The sequence below is a fragment of the Campylobacter showae CSUNSWCD genome (genome assembly GCF_000313615.1).
Lineage (GTDB): Bacteria > Campylobacterota > Campylobacteria > Campylobacterales > Campylobacteraceae > Campylobacter_A > Campylobacter_A showae_A.
Genome location: NZ_AMZQ01000008.1, coordinates 173,397 through 199,469, shown reverse-complemented (window position 1 = coordinate 199,469; position 26,073 = coordinate 173,397). Strand labels below are relative to the sequence as shown.

Sequence of the window (26,073 nt, the reverse complement as noted above, 5' to 3'; positions counted from 1 at the left end):
AGTATAGACTTTGCCATCTCTTTTAAGCATACCGTTCTGCTCGCAGTAACGAGCAAAGCGAAGTTAAATACCGGGGTTTTATTTGCTGCTCCTCTACCTCTCTTACCTCTTACTCTTTTAGCTCCGTTCTGCTCGCAGTTACGAGCGAAGCGAAGCTTCTAGGCGGGCTTGGAAATTTCGCCTGAAAACTTACTTATTTTTTCACACTCGCTAGCCATTAAAATTCTGATATTTTTTAGAATTTTATTGATGGAAATTCTAGAAATCCCGGTTAAATTTGCTATTTTAGTAGCCTCTATATCCTCTGCAAAATACTTGAGAATTTCTCTAAATTTCTTCTGCGAAATTCGGGAACGGACTATATACTTATTTTTCATCGACAGGATCATAGTTCTTGTGCTTGCACACTCTTTGAGAAAAACTCCTTTGAAAGTTTTTAACCAATAATTATTTATAAATCATTTTGTAATATACTAGCCATTGCGTATAGCGTGTTTTTATCGCTTGAGCAGAGGTTAATTTTAAAATCCGCTAATGCATCTTAAATTTGTGATCTTAAAAAAATTAACGACACTATTCTTATTTTTTAACGCTCGTGATATTTGCGAGAAAACAATATTTTTTATTATTTTTTATAAAAATGTGCTGGAATTGCAAACGGCTTAAATTTTTGCTGCATAAATTTTAAGTTTGCTACAAACTTTAAGCTATATTTTATGAAAGGAAAATGCGATATAAAATCGTAGAAAACCCGTATTTTAAGGCTTTTTGGTGTCACGGGGGAGACTTGAACTCCCGACCTCCGGCTTATGAGGATTTTTTATATGAGCTCACAAAAGCCTGAAATACGCACTTTAGACGATTTTTTACTTAGTCGTTACATAAAACTGTTCCATTTTTGACCGGTTGGCTATTAAATATGGGACAACACTTAAGGGAGCGAAACGGTATATATTACTACCGAGTCACACTTGCTCCAAGCATCAGAAAATTTTTTAACGAAAAGCGAGAAATTTGCTTCTCCACATCCACTAATCTCTTGGAAAAAGCCAGAAAAAGGGCTAAAATTCTAGATAATAATCTTTACCTGATAAAAAGGGCAGTTCACATGAATCTTAGTGATAACATAATCCAATCTTTTGTAAATTCGTTTATGAAAGTAAAGCTTAGTAAGAGCATCAAAGAGCACTCTCTTCTTAATAAGAAGATGGATGTAGAATTTCTAAATGCGCTCAATGACTACTTTAAACAAAGTTTGATAGATGGCGATCTACCTCAAATTTTAATTAAGGATATAAGTAATATCACTAACACTGCTGGTGCTCTTGGCAGCAAGGATAAAGAGAACATAGGGCAAACTCTTTTAGAGAAAAACATACTAACACTTAACTATCTTGTATCAAAGCTTGAGAAGAGCAGTGTGCTCTTTGATGACAAGCGTGAGCACTGTTTCCTTGAAGATGGCTCTAATGATACTAAAGCCACGCCTAGTTCGTTTGATGCTAAGGATATAGATTCTTTTCAAGAAAATATAAAAGAGCTTGAAAATAGTGGTTGTTTGCCCATTACTGATGGGCAGCTTAAGGCTATGGCTCAGAGGATTAGCGAGACGGTTTATGCCATACTAGATCAAAAGTATGGCTCAACTTCAAATTTAAAGCTAGTAAGAACAAAGAATGACCATAGAAGCATGGAAGATATTATAATGGACCCAAATCCACCAAAAAATATCAAGATAAAATTAGATGACGATAGTAGCTTTAGTATTTTTAATCCTAGCGCCAAAATAACCAAAGAGTATGAGATCAGGCAAGTACTGCAAGCGACATCTGGCTCTAGCAATCAATTCTCAGCTTTAAATTTAGAAGATCAAAAGAGCTTAAAGGATGCATTCGAGATATTTGAGACAAACACTAAAAGAGCTGACAAGTGGTCGCCAGATACGCAAAGACTAGTTACTGGCGTAAAAAAGCTCTTATTTTTATACTTTAACGAAGATACGCCAGTTTATAGGATCACAAGAGATAACTTGCTTGAATTTAGAGATCTTCTTTATAAAATTCCAACTAAGCTAGCTCAAAAGAGCAGGTATAAAGATAAAAGTTTATCTCAGATACTTAAGCTAGGAGAAAATGACGATAAACTCTCTGAGCCTACTATCCAAAAATATATGATAAGGGTTATTCAGTTTTTTAACTACTGCTTTGATAGCGGCTATATAAGTAAAAGCATAACTGCAAAAATGAATGTCAAGATAGACATAGACCCTAGCGAAAGGGCAGTGCTTCCATACGAAGCATCAGAAGCTAGAAAGATCTTTGAGATAGTAACTAGTATCAAACAAAGTGGTAAATCACCAAGTTCAAGGATAGAGGCTAGTGAGCTCTACTACGTCACAATGATAGCTGCTTATAGTGGCATGAGGATAAAAGAGATCACACAGCTTCATAAGGAAGATATAGCTTTAAAAGATGGGATTTACTGCTTTAACATAAACACAAATGATGGTAAAACCACCAAGACCAAAAACAGCATTAGGTTTGTGCCTATTCATAGTAAGCTCATAGATCTAGGTCTGCTAGAATATGTTAATAGCAAGAAAAGCGGAAATATATTTAAGGTAAGCAATAAGGACTTCTCTGAAATTTTTAGAAGCCAGATCCAAAGAAAGTTTATAGACAAAGACTCTAAAAAGACCTTCTACTCTTTTAGGCACTACTTTATAGACTATCTAGTGCAACGCGAGGTAGAAGCTAACCTTATAGCCCAGATAGTAGGACATGAAAAGCAGTATAAAATTTTACTAAACACTTATGCCAAGCCTATTAATGCAAACACACTAAAGGCTAAAGTAGAGATGGTATCGTATGATAATGAGTAGGGATAAATTTCAAAGCATAAACTTTTAAGACTATCTTTATATCTTATTTAGTATTATTTTAGGTATTAAATAAAGGATAAAAATGCAAACTATACAAGCAAATTTTACAGCTAGCATAAGTGAGCTAAAAAAGTCTCCAGCTCAAATTTTAAAACAAGCTGGAGATAATGTCGTAGCTATACTAAACCACAATGTCCCTAGTGCATATCTAGTGCCTAGTGCTGTCTATGAAAAGATGGCAGAGATAATAGAAGAGTATCATCTAAGTAAAGCAGTAGATGCTGCTCTAGCAAGTGGTGAAAAACCAGTAAAAGTAAGCTTAGATGAGCTATGAGTTAGAGTTCTTACCAGGCGCTTTAAAAGAGTGGCAAAAGCTAGACAATAGCATAAAAGTGCAGTTTAAAAAGAAGCTAAGTGAGCGTCTAGAAAACCCAAAGGTTGCCAAGGACAAGCTACGAGGCTACGAAGATGTCTATAAGATCAAGTTAAGAGATGTCGGCTACCGCTTGGCATATCAGGTAAAAGATAGTGAGATAGTAGTGTTAGTGCTAGTTGTCGGCAAAAGAGAGAACAACGAAGTATACGAGATGCTAAAGGATAAATTTAACTAAGCATAAAGCTAGACTTTAGTTATCTGTGATTTGCTAGTAACTAATTTTATGTTATTAGCTTGTCCTATCTAAGTGCTCTTTTATGATGAGCATAACCCCTTACATTTTTATTATTTTATTTTCTTAATTTCATACTAGACTAAATTTTTAAGAGAAATCCAGAAGCTACAAAAATTATATTATATATTTCATAGTATTTTTAAAAAAACACGCATTTTAGCGGCCTGAAGCCTACCGAATTCCTTGTTTTAGGCTGTGAAATTTTATAAAATAACCTTAAAAGATATTTAAAGAGCAAGTCTGACAAAAATTTTTATGGCATAGGATTTTTTGAGTGGCTTCTTCTTAGATTGGGAGTAAATTTACGTGAGTTCTGAAAAGATAAAAAACGCAAGGTAACCAAAGTCATAACTAAAAGACTTAGGCTAAGTAATGCAGAATGGTTGGTGATTAATAATAAATTACAAGAAAGTGGCCTAACTTTCTCAAAATTTGCCCTAAGAGCTATGTTGTCTAAGCAGATTTATGCACCAATTATAAGGGAACTTCTAATTGAGCTATCTAGACAAGGACAAAACATAAACCAAATAGCCACCAAATTAAATAGTGGGCAAAGCCTAGATAGAGTTGGTATTGAGATCATAGCCGACGATAATAAGATCTTACATAAAATTTATGAAATATTGGGTAAAAAATATGTTTCTTGATTCGCCTTGTATCAATACAAATAAAGGCACTAGTGATGCTAGTTAAATTTCTTCGTACTTATACTGGTGGTGGCCTTGGGAGCATAAATTATCTTTTAAATGAGAGAAAAGCTGCTGGAACAGCAAGAGTTATAAAAGGTGATGAAAATTTAACTAGAGCTATTATAAAAGGCATCACCTATAAACAAAAGACCTGTTTTGGTGTTTTATCATTTGAAGAGAGGCATGACTTTTTAACTGAAGAGCAAAAACTAAAAATTATTAAGGATTTTGAATATGCTCTTTTGGGTGAATATATGCTTGAACGTACAAATGTATTATGGGTAGAACACTCAGACAAGGATGGACGGCTTGAGTTAAATTTCCTTATCCCTAAGATAGATCTTGAAACAGACAGGTCATTTAATCCTTATTTTGCCAAATATGATCAAACGAGAATAGATCTAATCAAAAAGATCATTAACGATGAGTATGGACTATCAAGTCCAGATGATCCAGCAAAAGAGCAAACTATATTGTCTAGCAAGAAAAACATCAATCATTATAAAAATTTAGAAGAGCTAGACCAAAAGTTGCACGATCTGGTTAAGCAAGGCTATATTAAAAATAGAGACCACATGATTGAACTTCTTAAACAAAATGGTATCGAAATAACCAGGATCAACAAAAAAGGCATAACGATCATACTGCCTACTAAAAAAACAAAAAATCGTCTAAAAGGAGGAATATACGATGCAGACTTCACCAGTGCTCAAAGACTTGGAGAACTCAGCCAAAGCTCAAGCAGAAGAATTAGAGAATTCCATGATAGAAATACACAAGCAGAGTGCAGAGAAAATAGGCGAAAACTTGAGGAGCTTATTGCTAAAAGAGATAGATTTAATCAAGAAAGATATGTCGAAAGAACTTCAAAAAACAATATCCTTGCATCACAAGGACAGATCGGTGATAATCTCGCTATCAGCGGCTACCGCACTAATTTTGGGAATAGCAATTGGCTGGGTAGTGCACGCAATGATATTAAAGGAAGAAGTAGCTTGGACGATACCAAAACAATGGAGATACAGCCAACCTACTGCGGACAAGACCCAGAGGGAGTATTACATATCGATTCCAAAAGACAAAGAGATAATAGAGAACGAGAGCAGGAAATTTATATTAATGAAAATGGAGTAGAGGATGACAGCATTAGAGAAAGCATTGCTAGAAGAGAACGAGCGCTTGACGAAGACGATCGAAGACGAAAGGAGCAAGCACGAATTAGAAACAATGAATTTGCAACAAGACTGCGAGAAGAAGCTCGCGATATTACAGACAAATGTGACAGAGCTAACAAAGAAAGTCAAGAGCTTGAACAAAGATTGCAACGACGCCTTAACGGAATCTTTGCAGCAACAAAGAGATATGTACGAGAGTTCAATATCTTGCTTGGAAGAAAAATTAGAAAATTTAGAAGAAAAATTCCAAAATTTGAGAGAAGAATACGAGAGCTTACAGATAGAGCACAAGATGCTACAAGAATATGTAGAGAATTTATAGAGGAGCGTGAATACTCCCAAAAAGCCAGCATATATCACCATGTGGGTGATGTATGCAAGGAAAAAACTCAAAGTCTAGATATGTTTTAAACGTAGAGACTCTACTAAGTTTATTACATAATCATCTCATTTATTACTTCCAAACATTATTTGTTACGTTGCCATTTTAAAAATATACTAAAATATATTTTGTAGATCATAAAAAATAATTTAGTCTAATTATTTTTGTTCTTATGGCTGCCTTTAATCAACTTAAGCTTTTATTAAAAAAAGCCTATCTTGCATGGCCACTTTAATAAAGAAAATATTTTTTAAGCGTGGGTCAAGGGAGCGGCAAGCTATCCTTGCGAGCCTCTATGGAGATGCAAATGGTAACATTTTGTAGCTACATAGAGTATGCTCGCCCTAATATCTGAATTGAATTTTGGCGCATACTGGAATTAAATCAGTCCCACCAAAGAATGACTTAGTAAAAGTAAATTTTTGTAATTTTTGTGATTGGCATATTTGTCACTTGTTTATTTTGACTGATAAATTTGGATAGTCAATTATTTTATGGTTACTTTAATTAAAACTTAAAAAGCAAGAAGCTAGGAGGCAAACCACGAATGATATTAGCATCTTAAGCACCAATATAAATTCATACACTAAGCAACAGCACAAACAAGGCAGGTCTGCAAATTTTAGTGATATTTTTAACCAAAAGACCAAAGAAAAGATTAGCGAGCCAAACCTGTAACAACTTGTCAAGGACTTTCTAATCATTTTTATCATTTTTTTGATGTTTTTCACTCTCAATTTCTCTAAGCATTATGCGTTTCAATTTGTCTTGCATTGTTTCAGTAGTATTTTTATTAAAATGTACAACAACTTCATAGGTAGTTTTTCCAATCTTCTTTATTGTTTTTGTTTCTGTATTATTTTTTTGCATATCATCATTCCTTTTCTTGCAATTAAAAAGCGATTAGAATTTTTTACTTTTCCAATCGCTCTCATTCATCTATTAAGTTTTGTGCTTTCTTCAGCTTTTCTTTGCTCTGTATTTTTCTTCTATCAAGTCCCGTTATCCTAAGAGGTAAACACATCTCGATTATCCTTGAATAAATCCTGCCAAGCATTATATCTTCCTGTTCTTTTTCTATATCTTTGAAATTAAGGTTAGTAGTTATAATGGTTGGTCTTGCCTTTAGGTATCTTGCATTGATTACATTGTAAATTTGCTCTAAGGCATATTCTGTATTTCTCTCTATTCCAAAATCATCAAGAATTAGTAGGGTAGGGCTTGTTATCTATTCGATATATTCGTTTCTATCAAGATTAAAGCCGCCTTTTTGTAAGTCGTTTAATATCTGTGCAAAGTTCCTCATTTTTACTGTATGGCTATATTCTGTAATTATAGCGTTGGCAATAGCACAAGCTACATAGGTCTTGCCACTTCCTACATTTCCGTAAAGTAACAGTCCAACATTATCTTTTCTCATTTCTTCAAAATGTTTTACATAGTTCTTTGCTTTTTTGATGATTTCCTTATCTGTATCTTCATCGGCATTTTTAAAGGTGTAGGCTATTTGATTTTTGGATATAAAGCAGCTTTGTCTCAACCTATCTTGTTTTAACAGTTTTTTCTTGTTCAGCTCTATCTCTATCACATTTACAAGCCGTTCTGATAATCATAGGCTTATCCAACATCGGAATTACCTTACCGTCTATTCTTTCATTACAAATCTTGCAATAGATATGTCCGTCTTCTTCATAGTGAGTATCTTTGTTGTAGATAAAATCTGTCCCTTGAATTTTTGTAGTAATCATATTTTCTTTATCATTCATAATTTTAGTCTCCTTTTCTACATCAGGCTCTATAATGCGTTTTTAAGGCTTATTTTTATCTTAACCATAGTCTGACACCTCTTTTATGATTAAACCCTTAAAAACACCTTTTATAGGCTGTCGCTGTCTTCATAGTTGGTTGAATAGGTTCTATGGCTTTTATTTTGATTATTTTTCTGTGATAGCTTTTCTTTATCCTGTTCATACCAATTCATACCAATTAAGGATTGTTACATAGTGGTCTTTGTAGTCTGTGCCTTTACTTTTGATATATCTTAATAGCTTTTCAGTCATTGTATCTGTATGACCTTTCAGCCTATCTTTTAGATTTTGGTATTTTTCATCGGTTAAATGAATATTTTGATACTCTCCATAAAGGGACACTGGGGCAACCTGTTCTATTCTCCTCTTATCTAATCTACCCTTAACTATACTATGCGGACAAACGGTTGACACTTGGTTGTCATTTGGTATACCAAGATTTTCAACCTTGATATATGCTCCATTTTCCGTTTGCGTTATACTTTGCTTTTCTTCAAGATACATCGTTTCTTTTCGTCTGTCATTTCTGATGTAGTTATTTATCTTCCAATAGGTAATGACTATAACCCCTCTTTAAAAGACAATTACAAAACCTTTTGTAATTAGAATTTTTAAGTCATCATCATCTGCCCTCATAGATAGATGAAAATACAGGCATTGGCTACTTAATGGCATATCCAAAAATAAGTCGCTATCCACTATCTTTATTGAAAACATCCTTTTATCTGCCATTTTTCTCTCCTATCTTTTGTTATGAAAATGTAGCAACAAATCGTTACTCCTTTTATCTTTTAAGGAAGTCGTGTTTCACTACCCCCTTTGATTAGTACTGTCTTTGATTTAGGTACACTCCCATTTTGGGAATGTGGCATTTGTCATCTTCTTATTTTTCTTTTGTTGTTTTAGATGTCGGTCTTAAAAATACTTTTGCTTTTCTATAAACTGAATGAGCGTTTTGAAACGGTACAATAGAAAAAGCCGACTTTTGTTGTTTCAGTATGTCGGCTTAATGTAAGCTATCTGTTTCAAATTTTTATTGTCAAGGGTGAGCGATAGTGAATGTGCTTTACCCTTGATGATAAAAAAGCGAATGAATTATATTCAGTTGTCTTTTGCCTTTAATACGGAAAAATGCTTCGGCTTTTTTCTTTGCTCCCCGCAAGGGTAAAAGCACCGCAGGTCGCAAGGACACCTAAAGGGTGTATAATTGCGCCCTTAGAAAATCTAAGGGAATTACAATTATACTATGTCCTTGCGTTTCTTAGTCTTTTTGAAATGCTCTTTGCAAAATAGCCTTTATTTCTTCATTACTTTTCTCGCTTGCTCCCTCAATTAAACTTTCTAAGATTGCTCCTCGCTCTATCAATCTATGGTTTCGCTTTTTTCTTTCTTCAAGGCTCGTTTGCTTTCTGATTTTCTTTTCCTGATTTTTAAGCTGAGATAGTTTCTTTTCATATTTTTTTTCTTCTTACTTGCTTTCAATCTTTTCTTTTACTTTTTCTAATTCTGTTTTTATTGTCCATAAATTTCATCTCCTTTCAAGTTTTTTTCATAAGAAAAGACGATAGATGTTTTACTTTCTATCGTCTTGAATCTGTATTATTCAGCTCGACAAACTGAAATTTGACTTACTTCTTGTATTTCTCAACGATTATGCCTGCTACAATACCTACAATAAATCCCGCCGTAGTAACAGCCGAAAACTTAAACTTACCCCAAAGAGAAGGAAGCGCAGAAATCGCAAGTGCATACCAAAACAGATTACTACTGAGCAACCAACCATATAAATAACTATGCTCACCAGTTGAAATATTAGTAAATAGCCAACCAATCAAGTTGCTCTCACCAATATATCACCAGATATACAGCTATGTATCCCAATGTTATATAAACATTTTTCTTTCTCAAGTATAATCACAATCCTTTGTCAAACGGGAATTTTATTTTCCTGTCACTCGTTTATAGGATCATAGTCGGAAGGGACAGGTGCTACTATACTTACAAAGATGATATCCTCATCTCCAGTATTTTTTGCTCCGTGGCAGGAGTCTTTCTTCGATACTATGACATGGCCTTTCTTGAATGGAACCTCTTCATTAGGCTGGGGGTAGAATATTCCCTCTCCCTGAAGGACGATCCATATATCGTCGGAATTGTGGTGATAGTGCTTTTGCAATGTCTGACCGGGTTTGATAACCCAGACCGATCCGCCTGTAGATTCTGTCTGATAAAACGGTGTTCTGACAGCCTTTTCCGGATCCTCTTTTTTTACAAGGTCCATGCAATAGATTCTCTGTTCGCTCATGATTATTTGCTCCTTTGTATTCCATAGTTTAATCGAAAAAATGCGATTTAATGATATACCGACAAATTCTAATTTGTCTACTTCTTTATGTTTTTTAATCTCTCATCATAATATTCTTCTACAAATTTATGATTTTGGTGTTTTTCAATTTGCTTAGTGATAAGCTCTATCATTTGCTCATTTTGTTCTACTGTGTAGTTGAAATTTTTCCAATGAGAAACATTGTCTAAACATATTTCAACCAACTTTTCAAAGGTTAATACCCTTTCATTATCGGAATAATATGTTTCTTTTATATTTTTTGTTGTTGTAACTTGTATATTAGCCTCATATAGAGTGTTCAATACATCAGAGCTAATAGAAGTATCAAGAGTTGCTAAAAACATTTCTCTTGCACCTGTTCTTCCCATTTCTTCAGGTACTTCTTGCCATCTTTCTCTTAATGTGGTTTTTGCACTAATTAAGACAGTATTTCTCTTATTTACAATGTATTCTAAAACACCCGGAGAAACTAAATCTACCAATTTACCAAGACCTTTATTGACAAACTCTTGTTTACCTATATTACCTTGACTGTCAAGTGGAATCCCTGCACCAATCAAAATGAGTTCTATAATACTTTCAAATTCTTTACCTGCTCTACTCCTCCTACTTTGAGTATTTGACAAAGTCAAAGCATATATATGTTCCGGAAATTCTTCCACAAACCAAGTAATTGCCTCTATTGGTGTAAGAGTTTTGATATACTCATCATCAACTAACTCTTTTAGCATTTTTGAAGTAAAGTCTTTTTCTAATGGCTGAAATTCACTCCAACAGCTATTTCTAAGTTTTTCAACAACTTCACTTGCATTACTTAAAAAGAATTCTTTAGGGACTTTGTCGTATCCTAATGTAATAAAATTATCATAAACTAAGTCATAAGGCTGTTTAAAGCCTTCTTTCCTTTTTTCTTTAACTAAGTTTTTATATTCATCAAGAGAAATATTTGCCATAACTCTTTTCCTTTCTTGAAAAATTTTCTTCTATATGGTACAATAGTGTCAAATAGAGGACAGTTAGTCCTTGAAATAACATATATAAAAAGGAGAATATATATGAATATTATACCACAAATCATAGATAATTCCCCTGCTATTTTAATAAAAAATAAGCGTATCAGATTACAAATGACTCAAAAAGAATTAGCTGATGCTGTTGGTATGTCCAAATTCGGAGATAGGACAATTCGCAGATGGGAAAATGGAGAAAGTCAGCCATCGTCCATTGAGCTGAAACATATTTTATCATTTCCTGAAAAAGTACCTTTCCCCAATAATGAAAATGCCCCCTATAAAATCATTGATTTATTTGCCGGAATTGGTGGTACAAGGCTTGGATTTTACCAAACAGGTAAAACAAATGTCGTATTCAGTAGTGAAATTGATAAATTTGCAGTAAAAACATATAAGGCAAATTTTGGTGAAACTCCTTTTGGAGATATTACAAAAATATCTGAAAAAGATATTCCTAATCATGATATTATTGTCGGTGGTTTTCCTTGTCAAGCATTTAGTCAAGCCGGTAAAAAGCTTGGTTTTGAAGATACTCGTGGAACATTATTTTTTGAAATTGCAAGAATTATTAAAGAGAAACGACCTAAGGCATTTCTTCTTGAAAATGTCAAAAACCTAAAATCTCACGATAAAGGTCGTACCTATAAAACAATAGAAAAAACATTAAAGGATTTAAACTACGATGTTCATTCTATTATACTTAAAGCAAAAGACTTCGGTGTTCCACAAAATAGAGAGCGTATTTACATTGTTGGATTTGATAAGGATAAAATAGATAACTATAAAGATTTTTCTTTTCCAATTCCTCCCTGCCCAGATGTTTCTGTGGGAAATATTTTAGAGCAAAATGTTGATACTAAATACACCATTTCAAATGCACTTTGGCAAGGTCATCAACGACGAAAGAAAGAACATAAAATAAAGGGAAATGGATTTGGTTACACATTGTTCAATGAAAACAGTCCTTATACAAATACATTATCTGCAAGATATTATAAAGACGGGAGTGAAATACTTATTGAGCAAAAAGGAAAAAATCCACGAAAACTAACACCTCGTGAAGCTGCAAGACTTCAAGGCTTCCCCGAAAACTATATCATTCCTGTAAGTGATACTCAAAGTTACAAACAGTTTGGTAATTCTGTTGCCGTTACTGTTATCCATGCAATTGCAAATAACATAATTGATATACTTGATACCTGTACTAAAAAAGAGATTGACTAACTTCAATCTCTTTTTTCTAACTTATTAACTTGTATACCTGCCCTTTTCAGAACCTTTAATTTTTCTTGTTTTCTCTGTTCTCTCCTTGCCTTATACCTTTCCTCATATTCCTGTTGTTTTCCATTTACTTTACGCTTTAAGTAGTTTTGATGAAGTCTATCTTTTCTTTCCTTGATTTTTCTCTCTTCTTCCTCAATTTTTAATCTTTCTTCTTCTTCTTCTTCAGTCAATTCTTCTTTTGGTGGCTCATAGTTACCGATAAAATTAAAATATATCTCTATTTTTTGCTTTGATGTTTGACTACCTTTTCTATTCCTTTCATGAACAATAATCTTTTCTACAAACTCATTTATCATTGTAGTTGTAAGTTCATCAAAATTTTCATATCGGCTTATTAGAGATATAAACTTTTTCGCCTTATCTGTTTCTTTTTCATATCTTGATATTGCAAACTCTAAGTCTTTAATTTCTTTGCTTAAAGCTATTTGCTCTGTTTCATATTGACTGTTAAGTATCTCATATCTATTACTTGGTATTTTTTCAAGTATCATATCTTCGTAAATACGGCACATCAATCGTTCAAGTTCCTGAAGCCTGTTTTTACTTTCCATTAATCTTATTTTTTTCTTTTCTATCTCTACTTTTTCCTTTTCTTCCATTTCATTTTAAATGGAACGGATAAAGGCTTCGTGATCTTCATCAAGATATTTTTTAATGTCTTTTAAGGTTTCCTGTATAAGGTTTAAGACTGCTTCCGCTTTTATCCTGTGAGTAGATGGACAAAGCGTTCCACAGGGTACTTTCGTGTAAGCACTGCAAGTGTAATAGGGAATATTTTTGTAATTACTTGTTCTATGAACATACATTTTACTGCCACAATCTGCATAATACATAAGCCCAGTTAAAGGGTGATATTCTCCCCAACCATCGGGATACCTTTTTACATTTCCTCTTATCCTTTGCACATTATCAAAGGTTTCTTGGTCTATAATTGCCTCGTGGGTATTTTCAAATATCAGCCAGTTTTCTTCAGATACATATTTGCTTTTCTTATCCTTGAAATGCTTTCTTGTTTTGAAGTTTACAGTATGACCTAAATATTCCTGTTTCTTTAAGATACTTACAATTGTAGAACTGCACCAGCGATAAGGATGTTCAAACACTTTGCTTTGATGTAGTCCATATCCTAATTTTTGCTGATGGTAAGCAGGTATATCTACTTTTTCACTTTCCAATATCTTTGCTATTCGATACGGACCATTGCCTTGCATGGTCAGATTGAATATTCTCCTTACTATCTCCGCTGCTTTTTCATCTACAATCCACTTATCTTTGTCTTTTTCATCTTTGATATATCCATAAGGTGGAGAGCTTGCCGTATGCTTTCCGCTTTCCCCCTTTGACCTGAATGTAGATTGTATTTTTCTTGAAGTATCTCTTGTATACCATTCATTCATAATATTTCTAAAAGGGGTAAAATCATCTTCTCTATAAAAGCTATCTACATTATCATTGATAGCAATGAGCCTAACTCCCTTTTGTCTTAAGATTTCCATACATTGACCGACTTTAAGATAGTCTCTGCCAAGTCTACTCATATCTTTTACGATTATACAACCTATTATATTACCTTGATTAACTCCGTTCATCATTGCCATAAAGCCCAGTCTATCAAACTGTGTTCCGCTTATTCCATCATCTGTAAAATGTATGATGTTGCTTAAATTATTTTTACCTGCATATTCTTCAAGGATTTTCTTTTGATTTACAATAGAATTGCTTTCTCCTTGAAGTTCATCATCACGACTTAATCTCTCATAGAGTGCTGTTATCTTTTCATAATTCCTCATTTTTACCCCCTTTCTCTTAGTTTCTTAAATAAAAAAGAATTAAGAAGTACATATTTCACTAATATAGTGATTAAGTGTTCTCCTTAATTCTATTACTCCAAGAGCCAGCTAAATTTACTTATACTATTCCCTCTCAAAACAGTCTCGTCTCTTTAAATTTTAATGACCTTCAAGCTTATGGCTACACAGTGGATAAAGCAGGTTTTATGGGAGCTGATTTTAACAAAGCCGCAGGCTTGCCAAAGGACTTTAAAATCCATAAAAGCACACTTGATGAGCTTAGTAGATTTGCCGAGCGCAACCATGTGCTAAACCGCATCAAAAGCAAAGACGAGCAGATAAAGATCTTTGACAACATCGATATGGCCGACACCATAAAGCACTACTACAGACTATTTGATCAAATGACCTCTGCTTTAGGTGATGATAAAAAGAGTTACACCCTTGCAGATATAGACAAACTACCAAAAGGTTACAGCACAAAAGGCACTCACTATGACGCCAAAGGACATTTGCTAAAAGATCTATCAAACTCTACTATCTCAAACATCTACTCTAGCACCGATGAGCTAAATAGCGCTAAGTCTCTAAGTAAAGAACTATCAAGTGCAGGCGTTAGGCTCATAGTAAAAGAGGTTGATTTTACGATGAGCGAAGCAGGTGATGAGTTTAGTTTTAACCCTGATATGTCGGTATATCAAGCAGATGAAGGTTACAGCAAAGAGGCTCTTTTTATGGGATTTTTGCGCAGCTCTAGACCGCTACCAAGTGATAGTGCAAAGACTAAGCTTAGCAGTGCTGCCTTAAATGATATCTCAAGCACTGGAGAGCATAAAGAGTATTTTGTGGATTTTGAAAAAGTGGGTAAGGATAGTGAGAGCATAAAAGCGCTCATAAAAGAAAGACTTAAAGAGCTAACACTTTTAATGTATGCAAGATCAAAGAACATTAACGCAGAAAGTGTCACCTCAAACGAATATGAGAAATTTAAGCCAGCTGGCGAGGATATAAATTCTCTAGCAAATTCTTGGAGTGAGAGGATAAGCTCTATCAGTAAGACTTTTGTGTAGAGATAAGTTATATATAAACTAAATCGCTAAAAGGTCGATTTAGTTATTGATTATACTCTAGCCCATAAAAGCATTAAACCTAAGTAGGTTGAATTTATATTCTTTAGCTGAATGTGTGTTAGTGTATAAAACAGCATTGCTGGATAGGTGGTAGCAAGATGCTCTAATGCAAATTAATACCATAAAAAGAATTAAAACCTATGAAAGAGATGCTGGAATACCTAAACAAAGTGAGACCTTAGCAATGCTTAATAATATAACCTATTCGCCAAATCTAAATAACAACTCACTATTTGAAGGAAAAGAATTCGCAAGTAGAGTTAATTATAAGAAAGTGATGGGCAATAGCACAAACTTTACTGGAGCTTTTAAATCCTACAATGATGATAAACAAACCATTTGGGGCAAAAAATCAGATAATGATCTAGAAGGACAAAAGATACGTCAAACTTTAGAAAGATTTGGTGTGTCTTTTAGTAATGAGGGTCGCGAGCTCCTTGAATCGTCTAATATAAGTGTGGATGAATTTATTGAGAGATATTCTAAGGTTATAAATAGGGGTATGCCGCAAGAGGTTGGTGACTATGGGCTAATGGATCAAAAAAGCGATCATGAAGAACAAGACAATCAAACTGACACGCAAAAACAAGAAGCCTTTAAACCTATGCAAGTAACTAAAAAATTTAAAACTTATGATATGCAAGCCGATGAAAAATTTAAAGAATTTTACAAATTTATAAAAACTGAATTTGATAATGGCGAAAGTATATTCGAAATTTTAGAAAAAGTCGCAAATAAAAAAGTGGATAAAACCGTATAAAAGGACTAAATTTAGAGCAATCATTGCTTTCTACAATAAAACAAAGTAGCTATTTTTTATTCATCAAGCCATCTTATTTAAAATTTGCTTCTTATCTATCTTTTGCATAAGCTCTAAGACGTCTATGTCTCTTTTTTCTTTGAAATTTAAAAGCTCTCTTGCATAGATAAATTTTTGATCCTTGTTTATATCATAGGTCTCATACTTCTTTTTAACCTGCATAGGTTTAAATTTCTTCTCGCTTTGCTCTTTAGCGAAATTTGCATTGTATTCTTGTTCTTCTTTATGTAGTTTGGCTAGAAATTCTTTATGCTCTTTTGTAGTTTTTTCTACATCTTTTCTATAAAGCTTTTTAAACTCTTCTATACTTAGATCAGCTCTAGCAAACAATCTAGCACCATCATTACTCATCATTGTATCTTCAGAAAATGATTTCATAAAATATTCTAGCTCAGCCTCTTGTTCTGCTGTGCCGATACCAACCATTAGCCCAGATATTGTTGGCTTGCCATCTACTGAGTTAGAAAGCAACCAGTCCATGTGAGATTGTAATACATTGATCTCAAATTCTTCTAAGTTCTCTGGATATTTTGATAATAAAGCTCGCCTTTCATCAATGGTATAGCTATACTTTTTTGAAAGCATATTGTCTATCTTCTCTATGGTTTCTGTTATCCAGTTTTCACTACTTCTGTCTTCTTTGATGTATTTTTCAACATTATCAATTATTAAATTTTGCATATATGAATCAATTAAAGCCTTTTCTTGCTCCTTTGACATTTTTGCATTTTCTTTTTGGATAGTTGTTTCTTGTATCGGTGTATTGCTAAGTCCGTTTATGCTAGTTATCATTTCAACTCCCCCCTACGCCTTTATATCAATATCTCTTTTTATGCCAAGCATATCTACTAGGTATTTTCCAGCTGGGTTTTCATTTAGCTCTTTTACTAAATTTAAAGGTGGCATGCTAAATTTTAAAAAGCTATCCATAAAGTCTTTGCTCTTTTTGCCGTCTTTGTCTATCTCACCAAAGAGTAGCTTTAGCATTTTTAGATTATGCTCCATCATCTTTTTAAATGAGGGTTCGTCTTCTTCATCTGAATACTTACCGACAAACCCAGTCGTTAGATCTACATAGACAAGGTCTCTTTTATACTTAGCATACTCTTGCATATATGCAGGCATACCAGCTAGATCAGAGTCGCTTGCTTTGTTGAAATTTGCTCCAAATTTCATCTCGCCCATAAGTTCAAATAGCTCAAATGCCCTACTAAATTCTTTACTATCTACGCTCTTATCAAAGCCTTGCTTCTTTCCAAAAACAGTGGTTTCACCTTCTTTGACGTCAAGGTTGCTGTTTATGACGGCTGCTAAAAGTCCGCCTCTAGTTATAGAGCCATCTTTGTTTGTGTATCTTTCGCCGTGTGGATCGATAAAAACACCACTTCCCACACTCTCTTTGCCACCATTATTGTTGTTAAAGATATCTGTTGTTGGCTTTAGTGGCTGCATGCCATCTCCGCCATCAAAGCTTGGGTTGAAAAAGAGCGTGCTTATCATCTGCTTGTTTGACTCTTTGTAGTTAAAGCTAGAAGCAGCTGCATCAAAGTCATAAATGGAGTTATGGATCTTAGTTACTTGCATACTTTGGCGGTTATAAGAAAAGCCTTGTGGGAAATTTCTTATCTCGTCAATGCTAAAGCTATCTTTTGAATTTAGCGTGTCTTCGCCAACGACTTGGCAGAGAATTTTGTAGGCATTGCCAGCAGTCTTTGCTATATCTATGCTTTTAAAGGTGCGACTAAAAAATGATGTCCCCTCTGCAACATTGACTAAAGACTCCAGCGTGCTTGAGTGAATTTTATATTCACTTGGGATGCCAGCTTGTTTATTAAACTCATCTGTAAAGTAGCCATCCTTATCTACCTTGTAGCCTAAAACCTCTGAGCTGGTTTGTTTGGTGGCAACTTTGGTTGATACCTTTATGTTCTGCTCTAAATTTAAGGGGTAGCTACCAAGTGCGTTTATCATCTAATATCCTTTAAATTTAAGCCATCTTATTTAAAATTTGCTTCTTATCTATCTTTTGCATAAGCTCTAAGACATCTATGCCTCTTTTTTCTTTGAAATTTAAAAGCTCTCTTGCATAGAGAAATTTTTGATCCTTATTTATATCATATGTCTCATACTTCTTCTTAACCTGCATAGGTTTAAATTTTTTCTCAGACTGCTCTTTAGCAAAATTTGCATTGTATTCTTGCTCTTCTTTGATTATTTGCTTTCTTTGTTCTGCAACATCCTTTGTTGCTTTCTCTCTTGCTTTGGCAAATAATGTTTTAAATTCATCTATGCTTAGATCGGTTCTACTTAAAAGGCTAAGCGACTCCTTGTTTTCATTTGGGTAAAGAGAAGACATGCTGTCCATAAATGCTCTTAAGTCAGCCTCCTCTTCTTTTGTGCCAAGACCTATTAGTTTGCCCATCATGGTTGGCTTGCCATCAACAGAGTTTTCCTTTAATATATCAGAATACATTATAAGGACTTGATCTTTTGCTTCTTCTAAAGTTTTTGGCTGTTTCATCGACATGGCGTTGCGATCTTGTTCGGTATTGTAACGCTTAGAAAGCATATTATCTATTTTGCTTATCGTTTTTGCAACCCAATTATCTTCATTTTCGTCTATGTCAATAATCTCTTTTATGCTCTTTCCAACTGGACTATACCATAAAGCTTCTATTTTGGCCTTTTCATCATCTTTGGTATCTTTAGGTATATTTTCTTTTTGGATAGTGTTGTCTTGTATCGGTGTGTTGCTAAGTCCGTTTATGCTAGTTATCATTTTAACTCCCCCCTACACCTTTATATCAACATCTCTTTTTATACCAAGCATATCTACTAGGTATTTTCCAGCTGGGTTTTCATTTAGCTCTTTTACTAAATTTAAAGGTGGCATGCTAAATTTCAAAAAGCTATCCATAAAGTCCTTGCTCTTTTTGCCGTCCTTGTCTATCTCACCAAAGAGTAGCTTTAGCATTTTTAGATTACGCTCCATCATCTTTTTAAATGATAGTTCGTCTTCTTCATATCCCCTACGTCTATCTTCAGGAGTGCTGACAAAGCCACTTTCTAAGTCGATATAGACAAAGTCTCTTTTAGATCTAATGTGATCTTGCATATATTTAGGCATACCTGCTATATCGTTATCGGTAGCATTTATAAAGCCAGGTCCAAATTTCATCTCGCCCATAAGTTCAAACAGCTCAAATGCTCTATTAAATTCTTTGCTATCTACGCTCTTATCATAGCCTTCTCTTTTGCCTCTTGCGGTTGTCTCGCCCTCTCTCACATCAAGGTTATTGTTTATAACGGCTGCTATAAGTCCGCCTTTGGTTATTGAGCCGTCTTTATTTGTGTATTTCTCTCCGTGCGGATCCATAAATACACCAATGACCGTGTTTTCTTTGCCACCATTGTTGTTGTTAAAGATATCTGTTGTTGGCTTTAGTGGCTGCCTACCATCTCCGCCATCAAAGCTTGGATTGAAAAAGAGCGTGCTTATCATCTGCTTATTTGACTCTTTGCCGTTAAAATCAGCCGCAGCCGAGCCAAATTCATGAATGGAGTTATGGATTTTGGTTACTTGCATACTTTGGCGGTTATAAGAAAAGCCTTGAGGGAAATTTCTTATCTCATCTAAGCTAAAGCTATCTTTTGAATTTAGCGTGTCTTCGCCAACTACTTGTGAGAGGATTTTATAGGCATTATTTACGGTTTTTAGTATATCGATGCTGTCAAAAGTCCTTTGCATATAGTCAGACTGCGTCTCTATCCTTACTAACGACTCCAGCGTACTTGAGTGGATTTTATAATTACTTGGTATGCCAGCTTGTTTATTAAACTCATCTGTAAAGTAGCCATCCTTATCTACCTTGTAGCCTAAAAGCTCTGAGCTCGTTTGTTTGGTGGCAACTTTGGTTGATACCTTTATGTTCTGTTCTAAATTTAATGGGTAGCTACCAAGTGCGTTTATCATCTAATATCCTTTTAGCTTCATACCAAAGATATCGTCTTTTTTGTGAAAAGATTTATTTTACAAAGGTTTTTAGTTTGCATAAATTTACTCCTAAACTCTCGTATCTACCTTTTTATAAAGCCTATCTTTGCTAGATAGCTCTTTAAATTTTAGGTCGTTTTCAAGATAAGTGATGTTGTAAATTTCTTTAGTGGTGATGCTTTTGCCGTTTTCAAGTCCGATTAGGAATTTACTTGTAAATTTATCAGTGAGGTTTTTAACGAGCTTTGCTCCAAGCTCTTTTAGGCTAGATATCTTCTCATCTTGCTTTATACCTATATCTTTAAAGTCAAGTCTATTTAGCTCTACATCATTCATAGCTTTAGCGTCTAAATTTATACTTGCTCTTTTGCTATCCTTGTCATCTTTGCTGATTAGCTTGCCAGTGTCGTTATAAATTTCTTTTACCTCTAGCTCTCTTCCGCTGTCAAATTTAAGTGTGATCGTGCCATTTTTATTTAGCTTCATAGCTATTACGCTGTCTGTGTCTTTTAGTGCAGCTGCTGCCTTGCTCGTATCACTCTCAAAAGCATGCTTTACTCTTTCTAAATTTTCTAGGCTAAAATCAAGCCCAGTTGCTTTTTCAAACTCACTCTCCATAGCGATCATATAAGATGACTTTGTGGCTTTTAGCTTTGAGATGAGATCATCTGCGTCTTCTACATCATTTTCTTTTAAATTTTTGCTTATCCACTCTACATCTTTGCTGTGAGCGCTAGACTCTTTTTGGTAGTCGTTATAAAATTTCATAAAGCTATCTTTTTGATAGCCTGCGTATGAAAAGCTCTCATCTTGTTTGGATCCAGCAGGTTTTATGATAGGGTTAAACTCGCTAAGCCTTTTCTTGCCGTCAAAGCCAACTTTCTCATAGGCAAAGTTGTTTAAGCCACTCTCTTCGTTAAATATCTTATTATCCCTAAGATCTACCCAGCCATCTTGGTCTGCATGGTCTTTAAAAAATTTATTAGTCTCTTCTTTGCCTATCTTTTGGTAGCGATACTCGGCCGAAAATAGAGTATAAGGGTTTGAGTTGTTTAAACTAACTCTGTAATCAACTGTGTTTTTGCTAGCAAAGTCCATAGCCTCATGGCTTAAATTTCTAATATCTTTTTTAATAAAGTCGTTAAGGTTTATCTCGCTTACGACTTCGCTTAGTTTGAAAATTTTCTCATTTCCGTCTTTGTCGTAGCCTCTAACCTTTAGCTTATCAAAGTATTTATCACCAGAATTTATCACTCCGTCCTTGTTGCTATCAAAGTTAAATAAAAATCCATTTGCATCTAGCTTGCCTATGCCTAGTTTGTCGTTATCGTCATAAAGATCCAAAAAGACCTCCACATCACCCAGTGAGGTTTTTATCGTTTTTTCATAGGCATAGTCATTTAAATTTGTAAATTTAGTATCTGCTGCCGCAATGGGCTTAATGGGAGTTTTTGAATTTATAGATGAGAAATAGGTGCTAGTTTGATCCACTTTCCTTAGCGCTGAGGCATCTTCGCCAAAGAGATATTTGTTCTCAAAGTCTTTTTTGTCCCAGTTTCTTCTTTGTATATCCACATAAGAAAAAGCATCGTTTGTCCCACTATCTGCTTTAGCATACTCTGACTTCACGCCACTGGTGCTGGCGCTTTGGATGATAGAGTAAGTGCTATTTGAGATAAGCTTAGTAGCGATGTCTTTAAGCTCAGACTTTAAATTTGTATTGTCTAAAGTTTGCACTCTATCTACGCCAAGAAGGACCCTTGAATAGATCATATCTTTGGGTAAATTTATATTTATGGGCTCTAAATTTGGTGATATATTCATTCTAAATCCTTTTAAAATATATATCTTATATCGGCAAATATAAAAAATGTTTAGTAGTTTATAGTCTAAAAGGGCTTAGAGCGAATGTCTACTATGTTATATTTTTTAAAGCTCTCTTGTCTTCGTCCTCTCATCAAATTCTTTTAAAACGTCCATTATCTTGCTTGCTAGTCCCTCAAGCGTTTGATCTTTTTTAAGCTCTAAATTTCTAAGCTTTAAAATCCTGGCTAGTATATCTTTTAGATCTTTCTTGCCAGATAGTATCTCATCATAATAAGCCTTTGGTATGCCTATCTCACTTCTATCTTGTTTTGTAAGTATTAATGAACTTTTATACACATTAAGAGCCTCGTCAGTTATTCTTGTTGTGCCGCCTTGCAGCACAAGACCTTGCTCGTTTTTTAAAAATGCTACAAAAATTTGCTCCTTTGTATAGCCTTGTTCATTGTCATATACAGACATATCAGGCTTAAAGTCATATCCAGCACTACTAACCCACATATAAGGGATAGTATGCTCAGTTGTCATCACTTCTGGAGAAAAGTCAAGGAAATTTCCATTGACTTCTACATTTATATCGCTTAGATCATCCCATAACCTATGTGCATATTCTGCGTCTTGAGTCGTCCTAAAGATATGAGTTACCTTCTCATTACTCCTATCAGTTAGCCCATCTAGCTCATCGCTAGTCATCCTACCCATTAGGTATTCAACATGCTCTATTTTTTTATCTTTTGAAAAGTAGCCCTTTGGCATCTTTGCTAGATCTTCATTTGAGTAAAACTCTTTACCCTTGCTAATAACTCCAGCTGAAATTTGATCAAAAATTTTATAGTATTGCTTTATGGTATTTGCTAGATCGATATTTGCAAAGCTATCCTCTCCAAAGAGTTGGTTATCTTTCTTTGTTTCCATTGAAAAATTTGTAAAGTTTGGGTGCTTTTGATTGTGCAGCACTATCGCATCAAGCGTGCTTTTGTGTATTTTAAAGTCCTGTGGCAGACCTGCAGCTTTGTTAAAATCAGCCCCCATAAATCCTTTAGTATCTACACTATACCCATAGCCCTCTTGTGAAGTAAATTTAGCCTGATAAAGAGAGTCGATACTACTAGATGAAACAAAGTCATTCTTGGGAGTAGTGGTTTGGCTGATCGAATTTATATTTGGAGTGTTAGGCAAGAAATTTGCAAAGCCTTCGCTTTTTGTCTGTTTTTGGTAGTGCTGTTTTGTTAAGATGGAGTTATAAGAGACTTTCATAGCTTACTCCTTGAAATTTAGCTTCAAAGAGTAAGCAAAAGTTGTGCCGAAAATTTAAGCGAGATAAATTTATGTTTGCTCGCTTTGAAATAAAATTTTACCTATGGGCAAAAATAAAAGCAAATTTATAGAAAGCATCTTGTAAAATAAATCAATCCTAAAAAAATGTACCGCTTTTTATAAAAACTGTACCATACTTTTAGGAAATTTTAAAGAAAGGGAAACTGCAAAAAGGGCAGTTAAAGTATCGATAAGTAGGACATCTATGGTGTCACGGGGGAGACTTGAACTCCCGACCTCCGGCTTATGAGACCAGCGCTCTAACCAGCTGAGCTACCGTGACATTAAAGTTCGCAATTATATTCAACGTTTGCTTATATATTGATAAAATATTTTCATTTTTTGATATAAATTTCTCAAATTCAAATCACTAAAATCTAAATTTGAGATAAAGGGCATTAAAAATAAAAATTATACTTTCAAGATGCAGTTTTGCAACCAAAAATTTTATCGCAACCAAGAACGGAGTCAAATTTGTAAATTTGACTCCGTCGGTATAAAACTCGGAACTAAAATTATTTAATAAAATAATCTCCGTCAAAGCTAACCAGCGAGTATTTGCGTTCGCTGCCGATACTGCTAACTAGCTCGTCCACGTCCAAAAACTCGAGACTGTCCGCGCCGATATATTTGCGCACCTCTTCAGGCGTTTTGTTTGCGCTGATTAGCTCCTCGAAGCTTGGAGTGTCGATGCCGTAGCGCTCGGGGTACTTTAGCTCGGGGCAGGCGACTTTAAAGTGTATCTCTCTCGCGCCCGCGTGGCGAAGTAGCTCGACGATCTTTTTGGAGGTCGTGCCGCGCACGATGCTGTCGTCCACTACGACTACACTTTTGCCCTTGAGCAGGCTTGCCATTGGGTTTAGCTTGAGTTTGACTTTGAGGTTGCGCATCTCTTGCGTCGGCTCGATAAAGGTGCGGCCGACGTAGTGATTTCGCACGATGGCTAGCTCAAACGGTATCCCGCTGGCGTTTGCGTAGCCCAGTGCCGCTGGCGTTCCGCTGTCTGGCACCGGCACGACGAAGTCCGCGTCGATCTTGCTTTTTTTGGCTAGCGTTTCGCCCATTTTTTTGCGTACTTCGTAGACGCTTTTGCCCTCTATGACGCTATCGGGGCGCGCGAAATAAATATACTCAAACGCACAAACTCTAGGCTCTGGCTCAAAAAGGCGCACGCTCTCAAACTCACTTTTGCCCTGTTCAAAAACCAGCATCTCGCCCGGCTCCACGTCGCGGACGAAGCTCGCGCCCACCAAATCAAACGCGCACGTTTCGCTAGCTACGATGTATCCGCCGTCTTTTAGGCGTCCCAGCGAGAGCGGTCTCACGCCCCAGCGGTCGCGGATGGCGAAAATTTTATGGCGGGACTGGATGAGTAGGCAGTAGGCGCCTTTGATCTGTTTTAGCGCCGCGACTATGCGGTCTTGTAGGTGTTCGCTGCGGCTTCTAGCGATGAGATGGACGATGTTTTCGGTGTCCATGTTGCTTTGAAATATCGCTCCCTCGGCGATCAGCGCTTCGCGGACTTCGTCTTTGTTTACGAGGTTGCCGTTATGTGCGACCGAGATCGAGCCTAGCGCGTAGTTTGCCGCGATTGGCTGCGCGTCGGCGGCGGAGTTTTTGCCCGCGGTGGCGTAGCGGTTGTGCCCGATCGCCATATCGCCTTTTAGCACTTCAAAGCTCTTTTTATCAAATACCTCGGTCACGAGTCCGCGACCCTTGACGGTTTCTATGTGTCCCTCGTCGCATGCGCTGATGCCGCTTGCTTCCTGGCCTCGGTGTTGCATGGCAAATAGCGCATAATATACCGTTTTTGCCGCATCTTTAGAATTTATTACTCCAACTATCGCACACATTTTAATTTTTCCTTTTTGAGGCTCGTCTCGCGAGCGCTTTTTGCGGAGCTTGAAATTTCCGCCCTGCGACAGACTACATGCCTAGTCTTGGACGAAAATTTCTGCGCAACCCCAAAAATCATCTCGCGATACTTTGCCTCTCATACTAAAATTTAATTATCAAAATTTGAACGTAAAATGATAAGGCGCAGGACTTTTCGCTTAATTAAGGCGAAATTTGATTTCCAAGCGTAGGCTAACCGTGCGGGTTGCCGAGCTTGAAAATCAAATTTCAACGCAAAGTAAGTAGAAAAAGCCAAGCCGCCTATTTTACAACCCCAAGCAATCATCTATCCCGTACAGCCCGCTTTGCTGTCCGGCAACCCAAATAGCCGCCTTTATAGCACCCTTGGCAAAGGTCGCGCGGCTAGTCGCGGTGTGATTTAGCTCGATAAACTCGCCCTCGTTGTAAAATCCGACCGTATGCCTGCCCACGACGTCGCCGCCTCGCACGGCTAGGATCGCGATCTCGTCCTTGCTGCGAGCTCCGACTAGCCCGTCTCTGCCCGTTACTAAAACGTCTTTTAGATTTAAACCTCTAGCCGCCGCCACGCGTTCGCCAAGCGTCAACGCCGTGCCGCTTGGAGCGTCTTTTTTGTGTCTGTGGTGCTGCTCGACGATCTCGGCGTCAAATTCACGCAATGCCTTTGACGCTAGCGCCGCCAAACGATTTAAAACCGCGACGCCAAGGCTCATATTGGTAGCGTAAAGTATCGGCATCGCCGCGCTTGCGAGCTTTAGCAGGCTTGCTCCGTCCTCGCCAAGACCTGTCGTGCCGATAACTAGCGGTTTTGGGTCAGTGCGGGCGTAGTTTAGCAGGTTTATCGCGCCATCTTTGATCGTAAAGTCGATAACGACGTCGCAGTTTGCAAAAAGCTCGTCAAATTTATCTGTGAGAACGACACCGTCAGGCAACGCAAAATCAAGCGGCTCTATCGTATAAGCCGCGCTGAGTTTCGCGTTTGGCTCGTTTTTTAGGCACTCGATGATCATGCGTCCCATTTTGCCGCTTGCGCCGTGGATTCCTATTTTTACCAAAATTTATCCTTTAAAATT

Annotated in this window: 25 protein-coding genes, 1 tRNA gene and 2 pseudogenes; 8 read left to right on the top strand and 20 right to left on the bottom strand. The window is 36.0% G+C overall.

The window, feature by feature from the left end; all coding sequences use genetic code 11:
• Positions 1-389: pseudogene (locus tag CSUNSWCD_RS11165) on the bottom strand (hypothetical protein); the annotation flags it as partial.
• A gap of 1,199 nt (positions 390-1,588) precedes the next feature.
• On the opposite strand from CSUNSWCD_RS11165, the gene CSUNSWCD_RS06795 reads away from it, so the two are divergent.
• From CSUNSWCD_RS06795 to CSUNSWCD_RS06775, 5 genes are all read left to right on the top strand, one after another.
• Complete coding sequence (locus CSUNSWCD_RS06795) at positions 1,589-2,881, top strand: site-specific integrase (protein WP_244263919.1); 1,293 nt, start codon at positions 1,589-1,591, stop codon at positions 2,879-2,881.
• An 82-nt stretch (positions 2,882-2,963) separates the two neighbouring features.
• Complete coding sequence (locus CSUNSWCD_RS06790) at positions 2,964-3,215, top strand: type II toxin-antitoxin system Phd/YefM family antitoxin (RefSeq protein ID WP_009295321.1); 252 nt, start codon at positions 2,964-2,966, stop codon at positions 3,213-3,215.
• Positions 3,205-3,492 (top strand): type II toxin-antitoxin system RelE family toxin, encoded by a 288-nt coding sequence (locus tag CSUNSWCD_RS06785; RefSeq protein WP_009295458.1) that lies wholly within the window; start codon positions 3,205-3,207, stop codon positions 3,490-3,492. Before CSUNSWCD_RS06790 ends, CSUNSWCD_RS06785 begins: the two co-directional genes overlap by 11 nt.
• Positions 3,493-3,899: 407 nt before the next feature.
• The gene (locus CSUNSWCD_RS12010; protein ID WP_034964499.1) at positions 3,900-4,199 is read left to right on the top strand and encodes a plasmid mobilization protein; all 300 of its coding nucleotides are present in this window, start codon (positions 3,900-3,902) and stop codon (positions 4,197-4,199) included.
• A 35-nt stretch (positions 4,200-4,234) separates the two neighbouring features.
• A complete protein-coding gene (locus CSUNSWCD_RS06775; RefSeq protein WP_009295460.1) occupies positions 4,235-5,827 on the top strand; it encodes a relaxase family protein in 1,593 nt (530 codons plus the stop codon).
• Between the two features lie 667 nt (positions 5,828-6,494).
• Here CSUNSWCD_RS06775 and CSUNSWCD_RS06770 read toward each other — a convergent pair.
• The 8 genes and pseudogenes from CSUNSWCD_RS06770 to CSUNSWCD_RS06745 all read right to left on the bottom strand — a co-directional run bounded on the left by CSUNSWCD_RS06770 (position 6,495) and on the right by CSUNSWCD_RS06745 (position 10,906).
• Positions 6,495-6,668: a transposon-encoded TnpW family protein gene (locus CSUNSWCD_RS06770; protein ID WP_009295461.1), complete on the bottom strand. Its 174-nt coding sequence runs from the start codon at positions 6,666-6,668 to the stop codon at positions 6,495-6,497.
• Positions 6,669-6,729: 61 nt separating this feature from the next.
• Positions 6,730-7,026 (bottom strand): ATP-binding protein, encoded by a 297-nt coding sequence (locus CSUNSWCD_RS11745; RefSeq protein ID WP_107698022.1) that lies wholly within the window; start codon positions 7,024-7,026, stop codon positions 6,730-6,732.
• Positions 7,027-7,386 (bottom strand): P-loop NTPase family protein, encoded by a 360-nt coding sequence (locus CSUNSWCD_RS11740; RefSeq protein WP_009295463.1) that lies wholly within the window; start codon positions 7,384-7,386, stop codon positions 7,027-7,029.
• Entirely contained in the window at positions 7,340-7,564 is a 225-nt protein-coding gene (locus CSUNSWCD_RS11735) for a hypothetical protein (RefSeq protein WP_009295464.1), read from the bottom strand. Before CSUNSWCD_RS11735 ends, CSUNSWCD_RS11740 begins: the two co-directional genes overlap by 47 nt.
• 201 nt (positions 7,565-7,765) lie before the next feature.
• Positions 7,766-8,110, bottom strand: coding sequence for a hypothetical protein (locus CSUNSWCD_RS11555; protein WP_009295465.1), 345 nt, complete (start codon positions 8,108-8,110; stop codon positions 7,766-7,768).
• A 757-nt stretch (positions 8,111-8,867) separates the two neighbouring features.
• A pseudogene (locus CSUNSWCD_RS11730) lies at positions 8,868-9,056 on the bottom strand (DUF3847 domain-containing protein); the annotation flags it as partial.
• Between the two features lie 501 nt (positions 9,057-9,557).
• A complete protein-coding gene (locus tag CSUNSWCD_RS06750) occupies positions 9,558-9,911 on the bottom strand; it encodes a cupin domain-containing protein (RefSeq protein WP_009295467.1) in 354 nt (117 codons plus the stop codon).
• 77 nt (positions 9,912-9,988) lie between these two features.
• The gene (locus CSUNSWCD_RS06745) at positions 9,989-10,906 is read right to left on the bottom strand and encodes a type II restriction endonuclease (protein ID WP_009495139.1); all 918 of its coding nucleotides are present in this window, start codon (positions 10,904-10,906) and stop codon (positions 9,989-9,991) included.
• A gap of 102 nt (positions 10,907-11,008) precedes the next feature.
• Between CSUNSWCD_RS06745 and dcm the strand changes: the two genes are divergently transcribed.
• Entirely contained in the window at positions 11,009-12,190 is a 1,182-nt protein-coding gene (gene dcm, locus CSUNSWCD_RS06740) for a DNA (cytosine-5-)-methyltransferase (protein WP_009495138.1), read from the top strand.
• A gap of 2 nt (positions 12,191-12,192) precedes the next feature.
• Here dcm and CSUNSWCD_RS12005 read toward each other — a convergent pair whose 3' ends face one another.
• Together CSUNSWCD_RS12005 and CSUNSWCD_RS12000 are read right to left on the bottom strand one after the other, a co-directional pair.
• Positions 12,193-12,849, bottom strand: a complete 657-nt coding sequence (locus CSUNSWCD_RS12005) for a DUF4368 domain-containing protein (RefSeq protein ID WP_009495137.1) — start codon at positions 12,847-12,849, stop codon at positions 12,193-12,195.
• A gap of 6 nt (positions 12,850-12,855) precedes the next feature.
• Entirely contained in the window at positions 12,856-14,040 is a 1,185-nt protein-coding gene (locus CSUNSWCD_RS12000; protein ID WP_009495136.1) for a recombinase family protein, read from the bottom strand.
• A gap of 74 nt (positions 14,041-14,114) precedes the next feature.
• Between CSUNSWCD_RS12000 and CSUNSWCD_RS06730 the strand changes: the two genes are divergently transcribed.
• Together CSUNSWCD_RS06730 and CSUNSWCD_RS11725 are read left to right on the top strand one after the other, a co-directional pair.
• Positions 14,115-15,110, top strand: a complete 996-nt coding sequence (locus tag CSUNSWCD_RS06730; protein ID WP_425277329.1) for a Cj0814 family flagellar-dependent secreted protein — start codon at positions 14,115-14,117, stop codon at positions 15,108-15,110.
• 166 nt (positions 15,111-15,276) lie between these two features.
• Positions 15,277-15,930 (top strand): hypothetical protein, encoded by a 654-nt coding sequence (locus CSUNSWCD_RS11725; RefSeq protein ID WP_223154918.1) that lies wholly within the window; start codon positions 15,277-15,279, stop codon positions 15,928-15,930.
• 63 nt (positions 15,931-15,993) lie between these two features.
• Here the strand turns inward: CSUNSWCD_RS11725 and CSUNSWCD_RS06720 are convergent, their stop codons facing one another.
• From CSUNSWCD_RS06720 to dapB, 9 genes are all read right to left on the bottom strand, one after another.
• Complete coding sequence (locus CSUNSWCD_RS06720; RefSeq protein ID WP_034964497.1) at positions 15,994-16,782, bottom strand: hypothetical protein; 789 nt, start codon at positions 16,780-16,782, stop codon at positions 15,994-15,996.
• A 12-nt stretch (positions 16,783-16,794) separates the two neighbouring features.
• Positions 16,795-17,961 (bottom strand): Cj0814 family flagellar-dependent secreted protein, encoded by a 1,167-nt coding sequence (locus tag CSUNSWCD_RS06715; RefSeq protein WP_009495132.1) that lies wholly within the window; start codon positions 17,959-17,961, stop codon positions 16,795-16,797.
• Positions 17,962-17,977: 16 nt separating this feature from the next.
• Entirely contained in the window at positions 17,978-18,769 is a 792-nt protein-coding gene (locus CSUNSWCD_RS06710) for a hypothetical protein (protein WP_009495131.1), read from the bottom strand.
• 12 nt (positions 18,770-18,781) lie between these two features.
• Positions 18,782-19,963 carry a Cj0814 family flagellar-dependent secreted protein gene (locus CSUNSWCD_RS06705; RefSeq protein ID WP_009495130.1) on the bottom strand — a complete coding sequence of 394 codons (1,182 nt, stop codon included), beginning with the start codon at positions 19,961-19,963 and terminating at the stop codon, positions 18,782-18,784.
• 90 nt (positions 19,964-20,053) lie between these two features.
• Positions 20,054-21,808, bottom strand: coding sequence for a hypothetical protein (locus CSUNSWCD_RS06700; RefSeq protein ID WP_009495129.1), 1,755 nt, complete (start codon positions 21,806-21,808; stop codon positions 20,054-20,056).
• Between the two features lie 105 nt (positions 21,809-21,913).
• Positions 21,914-23,065 (bottom strand): Cj0814 family flagellar-dependent secreted protein, encoded by a 1,152-nt coding sequence (locus CSUNSWCD_RS06695; protein ID WP_009495128.1) that lies wholly within the window; start codon positions 23,063-23,065, stop codon positions 21,914-21,916.
• A 266-nt stretch (positions 23,066-23,331) separates the two neighbouring features.
• A tRNA-Met gene (locus CSUNSWCD_RS06690) sits at positions 23,332-23,408 on the bottom strand.
• 232 nt (positions 23,409-23,640) lie between these two features.
• Positions 23,641-24,978 (bottom strand): amidophosphoribosyltransferase, encoded by a 1,338-nt coding sequence (gene purF, locus CSUNSWCD_RS06685; protein WP_009495126.1) that lies wholly within the window; start codon positions 24,976-24,978, stop codon positions 23,641-23,643.
• Between the two features lie 309 nt (positions 24,979-25,287).
• A complete protein-coding gene (dapB, locus tag CSUNSWCD_RS06680; RefSeq protein ID WP_009495124.1) occupies positions 25,288-26,055 on the bottom strand; it encodes a 4-hydroxy-tetrahydrodipicolinate reductase in 768 nt (255 codons plus the stop codon).
• Between the last annotated feature and the right edge of the window lie 18 nt (positions 26,056-26,073).